We start from the raw sequence: 12,812 nt of genomic DNA, 5'->3' as shown, positions 1-12,812 counted from the left end.
GACCTTGCTCACAACCATGCCCGTTTGTTCGCGACGGCTCACGTCCGGGCAACCTGTCCGGGAAGAACGACCGGACGCGGCCGATCATGAGACGACGGGGACCCCGATGCGTACCAAGGACATGCGGAGATCGGTGGCCGCGATCGCGGCACTCGCCATGACCGGCGCCTGCACGGCCCAGGGGATCGAGGTGCACGGCGGCCAGCGCCAGCCCGTGCGCGTCGACGGGAGCGCCACGCCGAACGGCGCTCCGAAGCAGGGCGAGGGCGACGGCGGCGGCGAGGACCAGGTCGCGGGCGGGAGCCGAGGAAGCGGAAACGGAGGAAGCGGGAACGACGACAAAGGGGCGCCCGAGGAGGCCCCGACGACCGCGCCTCCCTCCCCACATCCACCCCACCCCGCACCCCCGCCCCGGTCCTCTGGTCCCAGGGCGACGAGGGCCTCGACGTACGCGAGTTGCAGGCCCGGCTGCGGCAGGTCGCCTGGCTCTTCGCGGGGCCCACGGGGACGTACGACGACCTGACGGTCCAGGCGGTCAAGGGCTTCCAGGGCAAGCGGGGGCTGCCGCGGACCGGGAAGACGGACAGCGTGACGTGGGCGCGGCTGCTGAACATGACGCGGGAGCCCGGCAAGTGGGAGCTGTACGCCTACGGCGGGCAGCCGGCCGCGTCACCCGATCCGCGCTGCATGACGGGCCGGGTGCTGTGCATCAGCAAGACGAGCCGCACGCTGCGCTGGATGGTGGACGGCAGGACGCTGACGACGGTCGAGGTGCGGTTCGGCTCGGAGTACACCCCGACCCGGGAGGGCCTCTTCAGCGTCTACTTCAAGTCCCGCGACCACTGGTCGACCCTGTACGACACCCCGATGCCGTACGCGATGTTCTTCAGCGGCGGCCAGGCCGTCCACTACTCCTCCGACTTCGCGGCCCGTGGGTACTACGGCGCCTCGCACGGCTGTGTCAACGTCCGGGACAAGGCGGCGATCGCGCGGCTGTTCGACCAGGTCAGGAGCGGCGACAAGGTCGTCGTGTACTGGTGATGGATGCCCGGTGACAGAAGTCCGGTGACGGAAGAATTCGTGACGTGCGTCACATGACGCATAGCCGGAGGGCGCCTGGCGCGTCAGGGGGAGTACGGGGTCACGGGGACCACGGGGAAATACGGGGGTTATGAGGCGCGGGCGGGACCGGGGGAACGTGTCCCGCCCGCGCCGAGGTGCACGAGCCGTAGGTACGGGGGGAACCCCGGCTCAGTGCGACGGCCGATGACCAGTCGGCTCACTCATTACTGCGCCGGGGCCGCCAAAAGTGTTACCCGTTCCGCGAAAGAATTCGTGACGGGTGCGAAAGCACAGGTCGGGAGGGGTCAGGAGGGGGTGATGCGGACGGCCACTTCGGTCCGCGCCGCTGAGGCGAGCTGACTCCGGTGGCCGTTGCCCCCGTTACCCTTGCCGCCCTTGCCGCCCTTGTTCCCCTGGCCGCCCTTGCCGTGGCCGTGGCCCTTGCCATGACCACTGCCCTGGCCCTTGCCGCCGTCGCCGTGGCCCTTGCCGTGCCCGGGGCGGTTCTTGCCCTTGCCGTCGCCGTGCCCGCCGCGGTGGGAGTCGTCGTCCTCGTCGGAGTCGCCGCCGGACCGCGGGCTGCCGTCACCGCCACCGGACCGGCCGGCCGAGTCACCTGAGTCCGCCGTACCGGACCCGCTCCCCGTGCCCCGGCCCGTCCCGGTGCCCCGCCCGGCCGCTTCTTCGTGCCGGGGTAGTCGGAGCCCCCGGCCAGGACGCCCTCGCAGTACCGCTTCAGCTGCCCCTTGCCGTTGCCGCCCGCCGCGTCCTCGAGGCTGCGCCGACGGTCGGCCCCCAGGCCCTTGCCGTCGCGGACGTCACGGCAGGCGGAGAGGACCTTGTTCCACCACTCCTGACCGGGGGTGCCGTTCTTCCCGGAGTCCCCGGTCCGCCCGTCCTCGTCGGTGCCGTCGGAGCCGTCACCGGAGGGGCCGTCGCCCTGCGCGGAGCCGTCCGGGGTCATCTCGGGTTTCGTGTCGCCCCACGCCCCCCGTCGGCCGTCGCCGTCCTGCGCTTTCGGTGACGGCGACAGCAGCGGCCGGTCCGGCGACTGGCCGGCGGAGACGGTGGCGGAGGGTTCCGGTTCGCCGTCGCGGAACGCGGTCAGCGCACCGCCGCCGACCGCGACCGCGACGCCGCCGAGCATCCCGGCGGCCACGGCCGCGACCAGCCCGAACCGTACCGGCCGGCCCCAACGGGCCCGGTGTCCGTCGACCCCTGCCGGGCGCCCGGGACGTCCCAGGCGGACGAGCCCCGCGTCGGCGGCGGGCGCGTCGGCGGTGCGCTTACGGCTGCCACTGCCACGGCCGGGCTCCACGGCCCGCCCGCCGTCGGACGAGAGGGCGGAACGGGCGGAGGTGGAGGAGACAGAGGTGGCAGAGGTGGCGGACGTGGTCGCGTCGGACGCGCGCGCTGTTCGCGCGCTGCGGAAGGCGGCCAACGCCGCTTCCTCACCGGGGAGTTCGGGGCTCCGCGAGGACACCGGGGCGACATCGGCGGTCAGCGCGCCGAGCGCCTCGGCGAGCCGGGCGGCACGGTCACGGGTGTCGGCGTCGACGGCTTCGAGGGGCTCCCCACGCAGCAGCCGCTCCGCGGCGTCGCGGTTGAGCCACCTGTACTGCTCGTCGGCCATCACACATCCTTCTGCGTCCGCCAACGCGTATGCGTCACACCGGCGGACGAAGCCGCGCGTGCGCGCGGCCCTCTCGGTGGGGGTACGGCGTCCAGCGGATCTCCGGACTCCGGGTCGGCATCACCGGCCGTCTCCGGATTCTCCCCGATCAGTTCGGCGAGCCGTTTCAGACCCCGGTGCGCGGCCGTCCGTACGGCTCCCGCGCGCTTGCCCAGGGTCGCGGCCGCGGTCTTCGCGTCGAGTCCGACGACGACCCGCAGGACCACCGCCTCCGCCTGGTCCTGCGGCAGCTGGGCGATGAGGGAGAGCGTGCGGCCGGTGGCCAGGGCCTCCATCGCCTCGCCGGCCGTGTCGGACTCGGCGGCCCTGCCGGTCAGCTCGGCCTCGTCGCCGCCTATCGCGGGCCTGCGCCCCCGCATGCGTATGTGGTCGAGGGCCCGGTTGCGGGCGATCCGCGCGGCCCAGCCGCGGAACCGGTCGGCGTCACCGCTGAACCGCTCCAGGTCACGGGCTATCTGGAGCCAGGACTCGGAGGTGACGTCCTCCGCGTCCGGATCGCCGACCAGCGTGCGCACGTACCCGAGCAGCCGTGGGTGCACCGAGCGGTACACAGTCCGGAACGCGGTCTCGTCCCCGTCCTGTGCCGCAAGCACCGCGGCGGTCAGCTCCGCGTCGTCCCCCAGCACCCGCGCGCGCCCCTCTTTGCGCTTCGACCGGGCCGCTCTCGCGGACCGGGTCCTCGCTGTCGTGGTCGTGGTCCTCAATGAATCGTGCGGTGCCGGGCCGTCGATGGTTGTGGTGGTCTTCCGCCATCCACGATCCGGCGCGAATGGCACGTTACGGCCTGAAACCGCTGGGCGTCCATGTCCGTAGAACATGCAACTAACTCGTGATGCGGTGAGGTGTGACAGAAAACGTGGACGCGGCGCTGTAGGTAGTACGGGTCGCCGCGCGGCCCGTGCCGCGCGACGGTCGGGGCCTCTCCTGTGGGGGGTGGCGGCCCCGACCGTTGCCATCGGCGGAGTGGCCGGGTGTCTTGCGAGTACGGGGGTCTTGCGAGCACGCCGGCCTCACTTCGTTCTCCGCGCCTCCTGAGGCGTTTCCGGGGCGGCCTCCTGCCGCGACTCCGGCGCGGTCTCCTCACGCGACTCCGATGCGGTTCCCTCACGCGACTCCGGCGCGGCCTGCGCCTTCGGTCCGGTCGGCCCGTTCGTCTCTCCGGGCCGGGGGGACTCCGGCCGGCTGTCGGCGCCGACATCTCCGCTGCCGTTGCCGGACCCATTGCCGGACCCATTGCCGATGCCGTCGCCGTTGCCGGTGCCCGTGCCGTCGCCTGTGCGCGTGCCGCCCGAAGACGTCTCCCGCGTGCCCTTGCGGTCGTTCTGTCGGTCCTTCTGTCGGTCGGCCCGCCGGTCGGACCCGTCCGGGTTCCGGGACGCGCCGTCCTGGTCGGGCGTGCCGGCGGGGTCCGGTGCCGGAGGAGCCGTACGCGGAACGTCCGCGGGGCCGGGCCAGGTCGGGGCGCCGTCGGTGGTGCGGTCGTGCCGTTCGCGGTTCCCGTAGCTGCCGTGCTCCCGGTCGGCTTCCTTGTCGCCGCGCGCGGCCGAGCCGATCGCCGCGAAGGCGACCCCGCCGAGGGTGAGGCCGGCCAGCAGGACGGCCAGGGTGGTGCGGACGGAGAGCTGGACGCGGCGCCGTGCGTTGGGCCGCCAGTCGTCGCGCCGCCGGGTGCGTGCGGTGCGGCCCCCGCTCTCCCGCGCGGCCCGGAAGGCGGCCACGGCTCGCGCCTCCCCCGCGCTGTCGGCCGGCGCGTCGGCGCGCACGGCGGCGGCGAGAAGCGAATCGACGGAGGGGGGGTCCCGCACGGCGGCAGGCGAGGTGTCCGGGTAGGCGGGAGGCGGGGCGTCCCGGAACTCGGGGACGGTGGGTCGGAGGCAGCGGAGGTGTCGTCCCGCTCTCCGTTGTCAGGCCGGTCGCTCATGTCCGGCTCCGTCCTGCCCGACGGCATCTCGCGCCCTTCCCTCTCGCCGTGCGTCCCGGCGTCGCTGTCGGTCATCTCGACTCCCCCAGCGTCCGGGGGCCGTCATCCGTCACACCCTCGCTCCGCAGGAGCTGGGCGAGACGCTTCAGGCCCCGGTGGGTGGCGGTACGGACCGCGCCGGGGCGCTTGCCGAGGACACGGGCGGCGGCGGGGCCGTCGAGGCCGACGACCACGCGCAGCAGCACGGCCTCGGCCTGGTCACGCGGCAGCCGGGCGACCAGCGCGAGGGCCTGTTCGGTGGAGAGGCTCTCCAGCGCCTGGTCCGGGGTGCTGTGCGTGCCGGGCAGTTCCAGCAGGTCGTTCTCCAGCGCGGTCGCCCGGGGTCTGACCCGCTGGCGCCGCAGATGGTCCAGGGCCCGGTGCCGCGCGATGGTCGCGCTCCAGCCGCGGAAGCCCGCGCCGTCGCCCTTGAACCGTCCGAGGTCCCGCGCGATCTCCAGCCAGGCGTCCGAGGCGACGTCCTCCGCGTCGTCCCCGACGATGCCGCGGAGATACCCCAGCAGCCCCGGCTGCACGAGCCGGTACGCCACCGCGAACGCGGCCTCGTCCCCGGCCTGGGCCCGCGCGACGGCCGCGCCCAGCTCCCCGTCGTAGGCCTGCACGCGCCGCGGTTCCCCTCCCTGGCCCCGAACTGTCCGGGACAGTGCCAAGTCAGTGCCGGGATCGCCTTCCGAGGGCCGTCCCGGCCAACGCCCAGCCCCCACGCTGATCTGCGTCACGCCTCACGGAAGTGTCACAGCGGCCGGTACACCCCTTCCCATCACCCCTCCGCCTTCCGGGCATTGGCCGCACATCGTCCCGAAGCGGGAAGACCGCCCCCCGCGTGACATAGGCCACACCCACACCCCCGGTGCCGATCTCCGTGAAGCCCTGTGCGCTGAATAGAGGGGCCACCCCTGCGCCGGGGTGGCGCCTTCGTACCGTTCATCCAGGGGTGGGGCATTTGAGTCACCGTAGGAGCCATGCGTCGGAGCCGCTGGGGCCGAGGCGGAGGGGCTGGCTGACGTTGGGGGCCGTCGTGGCCGGTGGCGCGGGCCTCGTGTCGTACGCCGTGGTCGGTCCGGGCGTCGGCACGGCCGCCGCCGACGACGTACCCACCGCCCGCCCTCGACCGTCACCCGCCCCCGATCGTCAGCAGGGCCGCGTGGGGCGCGGACGAGGCGGCCGTGACGGGAACGCCCGAGTACAACGACCGGATCAGCGCGGTGTTCGTCCACGACACGGGCGGCACCAACGCCTACAGCTGCGCCGAGTCGCCCGCCCTGATCCGCGCGCTCATGGCCGACGACGTCCAGGCGGCGGGCCGGGGCGACCTCGGCTACAACTTCGTCGTCGACAAGTGCGGCCGTATCTACGAGGGCCGGGCGGGCGGCGCGGACCTGTCGGTGCGCGGCGCGCACACCCCCGGCTTCGACGGGGAGTCCACGGGCGTCGCGGTCCTCGGCGACTTCGACGGCGGCGCGCCGAGCCGGGCGGCCGTGGAGTCCGTGGCACGGCTGGCGGCGTGGAAGCTGGGCCAGTACGCGGGCGACCCCACGGGCAGGGTGACGCTGACGGCGTCCGAGGACACCGGGGTGTACACGGGCGGCGAGTCGGCGGAGTTGGACGTCGTATCCGGCGGCAGCGACGCGGCGTCCCTCACCTCCCCCGGAGCCGGTCTCTACGCCGAGCTCCCCGAGATACGCCGCTACGCCGCCTCCCCGGCCCGCGCATCCGCGATCCCGACCGCCGACTACACGGGCGACGGCGTGATCGACCTGGTGGTGCCGACCCCCCGAACCGGCAGCGGCTGGGTCACCCTGGTGCCGGGTGGTGCGAGCAGGCCCGTCCCGACCGCCAGACTCCGCCTGAACCAGGCGAGCGCGGGCGTGCCGGGCGTCGCCGAGTCGGGCGACCAGTGGGGCGCGGCGACCGCGTGGGGCGATGTCGACGGCGACGGGTACGCGGATCTCGTGGTCGGCGCGCCCGGCGAGGACGACACCACCGGGCACGCGGACCGGGGCGCGGTGACGATCCTCTACGGGCCGTCCTTCACCGACGGCGCCGACACCATGGCCCTCGGCGACGACCACGAGCCGGCCGGCGCGCGGTTCGGCGCGACCGTGGCGACCGGGGACTTCAACGCGGACGGCAGGGCGGACGTGTTCACCGCCGCCACCGGGACGGGCGGCAACTGGGCGGCCCGCTTCGGCGACGGCCACGAGGTCGCCGGGGACCTCACCACGGCGACCGGTTCCCTCGCCTACGCGGACGCCGCGACCGGCGACTTCAACCGGGACGGCTACGCCGACGTGGCCCTCAACTACCGTGACGCGTCCGGCATCGGCCGGATCGCCTGGTTCAAGGGCTCCCGGTCGCTGGGGCTGACGAAGGCGGCGACCCTGACCGTGAAGGGCGGCCGCGCCGTCGCGGCGGGCGACATCGACGGGGACGGCTACGACGACCTCGCCGTCGGACAGCCCTACGCCTCCGAGTCCGGCGGCAACGCGGGCGGCCAGGTGACCGTGGTCCCCGGCACGTCCACCGGGCTGGGCTCGACGGGGACGCGGACGGTCCACCAGGCCACGGCGGGGGTGGCGGGCGCCTCCGAGACCTCGGACGGCTTCGGCTCCTCGGTCGCCGTCGGCGATGTCGACGCCGACGGGTACGCCGACGTGCTGACCGGGGCGCCGAACGAGGACATCACCCGGGCCGGTAAGAACCGGCCGAACGCGGGGTCGGTGTGGCTGTTGAAGGGAGCCGCCGCCGGGGTGAGTGGTGCGGGGTCCGTGGCGTTCTCGCAGGACGCGCCGGATGTGCCGGGCTCGACCGAGGCCGAGGACAAGTTCGGGTCCGCGGTGTCGGGGGCGGATGTCACCGGGGACGGGTACGGCGATGTGCTGGTCGGGGTCGAGGGGGAGGACGCAGGAAACGGCACGGTGCTGTTCATGCCGTCGGTGGACGGCGTGCCGGTGGCTTCCCGGTCCGTGTACTACGGCGTCACGCAGCTGGGTGCGTCGGGGGGCGCGCGTCTGGGGCAGCTCCTGACGCCGTAGCCCGGCTTTTCCTCGCCCCCGCCGCCCCTACCCGTCCCTCCCAGGGGCTGCGCCCCTTCGTCCCCCATCCGCGGGTCCGGTGGGGGCTTCTCGCGCAGTTCCCCGCGCCCCTTGAGGGCCTACGGCCACTCAGGGGCGAAAAGCACGGGGCGCAGCCCCTGCTTTTCAGGGGGCGCGGGGAACTGCGCGAGAAGCCCCACGCACCCGCAGCCGAAAACCCGCCCTCACCCGGAGGGCATCGCATCGTGGCACAGCAGCCGCAGCGACCCGCCCCCCGTGTAGCACCGGCGGGCCTCGTCGAAGGGGTCCCAGAAGCGGCCGTCCCAGGTGCGGACCCAGTAGCCGCCGTCCGACTCGACCCACTCGCCGCCGGCCCACCGCACGACGACCTCACCGCCGTACGCCCCGAAACCCCGCAACGCCCCCTCCACGGCGGCGTACGGCGCTCCCTCCCGGCGGATCTCCTCGATCATCCGGTCCACCCGCCACAGGCTCTGCGTCGAGTAGTCGAGGCGCACCCGCGCCCCTTCCCGCATCATCGCCACCGCGTCGGCGGCCCACCGAAGGGGCTTCGCCGCGCTGCCGGGCCGGTTCCCGCGGCTCCCCGGTGCGCCGGAGGGACCGACCGAACTGAATGTCTGCTGTGCGCTCACACTCGGGAAAGCGCCCGCCTGGCACGAGACGTTTCGCGATTTCGGCCTGTCCCCGACACCGGTGCAGGACCGCCACACGCGACCCCAGGACACCCACAGGACCCGCCAGGAAACGAGGTTTACCGCCGCGCCCCTCGCGCGCGCCGTGACACGACCGCCCGCAGCACCCGCCGCCCCTCCGTGGCGACACCGAGCGCCTGCCGCAGCCCCGCCGCGCCGTGCTGGGCGAGCAGTTCCAACACCGCGATCTGACGACGCAGTTCGGCGGCGACGAGATGGGACGCGCCCTCGGTACGGCCCTCCCGGCACGCCGCCACGGAGTCGGCGCCCCCGGCGTCCAGCGGGTCGAGCAGCTGATGGATCCGCAGCGCGGAGACGGAGCACATCTCCGCCCACTCCCGCAGCCCGTCACCGGACCGCTCCCCGGGAACCGCGTCGAGCATCCGGCGGGCGAGCAGGACGACTTCCTCGCCCCCGTCACCACTGCCGTCACCTTCACCGCCCGCGTCGGAGCCGGGGTCGGAGGGGCCCGGTGGCGCCAGTTCGCCGCGTATCTTCGCGACTCGCTCTCCCCACTCCTCCCCCTCGTCCACCAGGCCCGCCCACAGCGGACGCAGGACCTCGTCGTCGCCCCCGAGAAGCGGTACGCAACGGTCCAAACAAGCCAACCCGCCGGCCGCCAGACCACGTTCGTCGGCCTGGGCCAACAGCTCCACCAGGCTCATCGCGCCTCCCCTAGATCCCGCTCGACCGTGCCCCGGAAATACGGAGCCCGCACTTCCCCTTACTGCGTGCGACGACCCGGGAGTGTCACAGAGGGACGACCCCGAGCCGGTCGAGCAACCGGAAGAGAATGTTTTCAGCCAAGGGGTCCGCCGGTCCAGGCTCCGAGGCCAACACCTCGACCAGGGAACGCTCGACGACGACCCGTCCCGCCTCCGCGGCCCAGGCGACGGCGCGTTCGGCGGCGTCGCGCGGTTCGAGGAAGTAGTCCTCGACCGTGAGCCCCTGGACGTCCCCCAGATAGGCGGCCATGGCCCGCCGCGCGAGACACGTCGTCCACGCCCCGCTCTCCGGTGCCGCCGCCTCGACGACCACGCAGTCGCTGTCCATGACATAGCCGAACAGCGCGGGCGCGCCCGTCTCCCGGGCGAGCGTGTTCATGTTGCCGACATCGCCGGTACTCCCGGAACCCCCGGCAGCCTCGACACCCGGCGCGCCCGTCGGGTACGCCCAGATCTGCCAGCCGTCGTCCGCCGTCACGCACAGCGTCAAGGCCTCGGCCTCGGCCAGCGCGTCCAGCTCCGCGAGCGGCCGCTCGCTTCTGCCCACGACGTAGTACCCCCAGTACCCCATACCGGGAATAGACCACACCCGTAGGGCGGTTCGCCCCCGGAATCGGGCAATCCGCCCGGGTCCCCCTGGACGGCCGCGAAGGAGGACAGGTTCACGGAGGACAGGTTCAGAGGGCGGCCACGGGCTCGGGCTCGGCACGCGGCCCGGTCCGCGCCTTGTCGTCCTGCATACGGGTGAGGGCGAGGACGAAGAAGATGGCGAACACGGCGGTGGGGATCTCGAAAGCGTCCGCGAACAGCACACGTTCGGTGGCCGTCCGCAGTTCCTCCGCCGTCTCCGCCCGGCGCAGGGCCAGGCCACTCACCTGGTTCGCCACACCGCTGATGATCCACATCGTCCACCAGGCGTTGACGAGGGCGTGCGACCGCGGCTTCGTGGACGGGCTGCCGGCGTCCCAGCTGTCCAGGGCGATCCGGCGTGGGTACCAGAGGTTCACGATCGGCACGATCCAGCCCGCTATGGCCCAGCCCCGCTTCTTCTGGTGCCCGAAAGGCTCGAACACCTCCGCGTTGACCCGCACCCGGTGGAACCAGATCAGGAAGACGACGACGGTGACGAGATAGGCGAGGATCTGCGCGCTTCCGGTCAGACCGGTGAGCCGGTCGGCCCGGTCCGCGTCCGCATCGACACCGAACCCGTACTCTCCGTCCGTCATCCTTCCCAGCACGTCGAGCATCACGAGATCCGCCCACACCGCGACCAGGTCGGTCACGGCGACCACTCCGAGCAGGATCGCCACCGCACGCCCCACCGGCGACCGCAGCCACGCGGGCCCGTGCGGGGACTGGATCGGCAGGGCCGTGTGGACGGGGAGCCCCGGCGCCGCCGGATGCGGAACGGCGGCGTGCGCGGGCGTGGGCGCCGGCGCGGGGTGCAGATCCGCCGCCTCGCACTGCCGGCACAGCTCACCGCCGGGTGCCGCCGCATAGGTCGCGCAGCGCGCACAGTTCATCGTGGAGCCCCCGTGTGATCGGTCGCCCGCGCTCGGACGCCCATGACCGGTGATGGTGATCGGGGATCGAGATCGGATGATCGGAACAGACCGAACGGCGGTCCTCCCCAGACCCTCACGCTCGGCAATCGAACAGGCGGAACATACGGTTCACCCGCGCTGCCCGTCCACCTGTTTCCCCTTCCATGACGCCGATCGTCGCGCGGGCCGGTGCCGGGCGGCACGCGGGCCCGCGCCCCGGGACTCAGCTCACCCGTCCCGCCAGCTCCCGGAACTGCGCCCAGGTCAGGCCCGGTTTCCCCGGGTCCCACAGCTTCTGCGAGAGCGCCCGCAGCGGCATCCGGACGCCCGCCGCGACCTGCGCCTCGGTCTGCCGGTTCGCGAGGTCGCACCAGACGGCGAAGGAGCCGCCGAGAATCTGGTCGTCGTACTGGGCGGGCACGGCGGTGGTGCCGCGCAGCACCCGGGGGGTCCAGGACTCGTAGATGCGCTGCCCGGTCGGGTAGACGAACTGGTTGGGCTCGCCGAGGACGTAGTACAGGTACTCGTCGTTGTAGTTGATCACCTGTCGCCCGGCGCTCAGGTATTCGATCGGCGGCCGGGCCCCGATCTCCTTGCCCGTCCAGTACGCGACCTGGATGGCCTTGTCCGCCTGGACCGAGCCGCCCCGGAAGAACCCGTCGTTCCAGGCCCGGACGGTCCGGTCGTGTCCGCGCATCACCTTGGCGCGGTCGTTCAGCCAGCCGGTGGCGAGGTCCGCGACGGTCGCACCGGCGCCGTACTTCTGCCGCGCGGCGGCGGCCAGCTGCGGGTACGAGGCCTCGGGGTCGGAGGCCATCAGCGCCCGGTACTCGTCGGCGCCCAGATGCCAGTACGCGCCGTCGAACAGGTCGGCGTACTCGTCGAGCAGTTCGTCCACGACCTCGGCGGACCGGGGATTGGAGATGTCGACGGCACCGCTCGCGGCGACGCCCTGCGCGTTCTTCAGCTGGAGCCCCGGATTGCCCGCGATCACGGCACCCAGATGTCCGGGTGAGTCGATCTCCGGTACGACCGTGATGTGCCGGCTCTCCGCGAGGTCCAGGATCTTCCGCACCTGGGCCTTGGTGAGGTGCTGCTCCGACACCACCTCGGGGTGGCTCGTGGACTCGATCCGGAACCCCTGGTCGTCGGAGAGGTGCAGGCCGAGCTGGTTGTACTTCAGGTCGCCCAGCTCACGGATGCGGTCCTCGATCCAGCCCGCCGTGAAGTGCTTGCGCGCGATGTCGAGCATGAACCCGCGCTGCGGTTTGGCCGGCTCGTCCCGGACGACGCCCTCCGGCGCCGTACCGCCGCCGCGCACCTCCTGCTTCAGGGTGCGCGTGCCGTAGAAGACCCCCGCCTCGGCGGGCGCGGCGATCCGCACGCGTCCGTCCTTCACGGTGAGGGTGTACGCCTCCGACCTCGGCGCGTCGGTCTCGGTGAGCGCCAGTTCCACGTCCCCGGCCCGGGGCCGGGCCTCTCCGCCGTACGCCAGCCCCAGCTCCCCGGCGGTCAGCCGCCCCTCGTCGGCCAGCGCGGCGTTCCGTACGACGACGCGGCCCCCGTCGGCGGGCTTCCAGCCGGGGCCGCGGGCGGGCTCGTGCTGCCGTACGGCGGGGATGGTCCGCGGCTTCGTCGACAAGGGGTAGGTGCGCGACGGCGAGGGGGACGCGGAGGGCGTGGTCCCGGCGGCGCTCACGGACGACCCCTGCGGCGACGGCCCCGAGCCGCTGGGCGCGCCCGTCCCGCCGCCCGGCCACACGGTCACGGCCACGGCGACCGCGCCGCCCGCCAGCACCACTCCCGTGCCCAGGAGCAACCCTTTCGACGTGATCGCCGTCTTCCCGCGGGGTGCCCTGCGCCGGCCTCGGTTCACGACAGGCCCCCGGTCTCCGTGCCCGTCCTCGTCCCGCTCGCCGTCCACGACATCTCACACACCTCTCGCCACGCGCTTTCCCCCGGCCTCACTCCCGACTCTCCGCCGAGCCCCCTTCTCGAACCTACGACGTCTCACCGCCCGAACCGTCCACCACTGGTTCCGAAACTCTCCCGTCCGGGT

The 12,812-nt window shown here is 73.4% G+C and carries 10 protein-coding genes and 1 pseudogene; 2 read left to right on the top strand and 9 right to left on the bottom strand.

Going from position 1 to position 12,812, the window contains the following annotated elements:
* Window positions 1-106: 106 nt before the first annotated feature.
* Window positions 107-1,041 (top strand): annotated as a pseudogene (locus E4N62_RS30940) (L,D-transpeptidase family protein).
* Window positions 1,042-1,312: 271 nt separating this feature from the next.
* Here E4N62_RS30940 and E4N62_RS30935 read toward each other — a convergent pair.
* The 4 genes from E4N62_RS30935 to E4N62_RS30920 form a co-directional block, all read right to left on the bottom strand.
* The gene (locus E4N62_RS30935) at window positions 1,313-2,695 is read right to left on the bottom strand and encodes a hypothetical protein (protein WP_230219704.1); all 1,383 of its coding nucleotides are present in this window, start codon (window positions 2,693-2,695) and stop codon (window positions 1,313-1,315) included.
* Window positions 2,695-3,381, bottom strand: a complete 687-nt coding sequence (locus tag E4N62_RS30930; protein WP_230219703.1) for an RNA polymerase sigma factor — start codon at window positions 3,379-3,381, stop codon at window positions 2,695-2,697. The genes E4N62_RS30935 and E4N62_RS30930 overlap by 1 nt, the downstream gene beginning before the upstream one ends.
* A gap of 384 nt (window positions 3,382-3,765) precedes the next feature.
* Window positions 3,766-4,560 carry a hypothetical protein gene (locus E4N62_RS30925; protein WP_230219702.1) on the bottom strand — a complete coding sequence of 265 codons (795 nt, stop codon included), beginning with the start codon at window positions 4,558-4,560 and terminating at the stop codon, window positions 3,766-3,768.
* Between the two features lie 187 nt (window positions 4,561-4,747).
* On the bottom strand, window positions 4,748-5,338 hold the full coding sequence (locus E4N62_RS30920) for an RNA polymerase sigma factor (protein ID WP_184904348.1): 591 nt from the start codon (window positions 5,336-5,338) through the stop codon (window positions 4,748-4,750).
* Window positions 5,339-5,902: 564 nt separating this feature from the next.
* Between E4N62_RS30920 and E4N62_RS30915 the strand changes: the two genes are divergently transcribed.
* Window positions 5,903-7,771, top strand: a complete 1,869-nt coding sequence (locus E4N62_RS30915; protein ID WP_230219701.1) for an FG-GAP-like repeat-containing protein — start codon at window positions 5,903-5,905, stop codon at window positions 7,769-7,771.
* Between the two features lie 224 nt (window positions 7,772-7,995).
* On the opposite strand, the gene E4N62_RS30910 is transcribed toward E4N62_RS30915, so the two are convergent.
* The 5 genes from E4N62_RS30910 to E4N62_RS30890 all read right to left on the bottom strand — a co-directional run bounded on the left by E4N62_RS30910 (window position 7,996) and on the right by E4N62_RS30890 (window position 12,572).
* Window positions 7,996-8,424 carry a hypothetical protein gene (locus E4N62_RS30910; RefSeq protein WP_230219700.1) on the bottom strand — a complete coding sequence of 143 codons (429 nt, stop codon included), beginning with the start codon at window positions 8,422-8,424 and terminating at the stop codon, window positions 7,996-7,998.
* Between the two features lie 119 nt (window positions 8,425-8,543).
* The gene (locus E4N62_RS30905) at window positions 8,544-9,149 is read right to left on the bottom strand and encodes a hypothetical protein (RefSeq protein WP_230219699.1); all 606 of its coding nucleotides are present in this window, start codon (window positions 9,147-9,149) and stop codon (window positions 8,544-8,546) included.
* Window positions 9,150-9,234: 85 nt separating this feature from the next.
* Window positions 9,235-9,780, bottom strand: a complete 546-nt coding sequence (locus E4N62_RS30900) for a hypothetical protein (protein ID WP_230219698.1) — start codon at window positions 9,778-9,780, stop codon at window positions 9,235-9,237.
* A gap of 106 nt (window positions 9,781-9,886) precedes the next feature.
* The gene (locus E4N62_RS30895) at window positions 9,887-10,732 is read right to left on the bottom strand and encodes a DUF4328 domain-containing protein (RefSeq protein WP_230219697.1); all 846 of its coding nucleotides are present in this window, start codon (window positions 10,730-10,732) and stop codon (window positions 9,887-9,889) included.
* Window positions 10,733-10,976: 244 nt separating this feature from the next.
* Window positions 10,977-12,572 (bottom strand): glycoside hydrolase family 20 protein, encoded by a 1,596-nt coding sequence (locus tag E4N62_RS30890; protein ID WP_230219696.1) that lies wholly within the window; start codon window positions 12,570-12,572, stop codon window positions 10,977-10,979.
* Window positions 12,573-12,812 lie beyond the last annotated feature (240 nt).

The sequence above is a fragment of the Streptomyces sp. MNU76 genome (genome assembly GCF_020982545.1).
Lineage (GTDB): Bacteria > Actinomycetota > Actinomycetes > Streptomycetales > Streptomycetaceae > Streptomyces.
The sequence above is the reverse complement of the archived record's forward strand: the minus strand, read 5'-3'. Positions and strand labels throughout refer to the sequence as shown.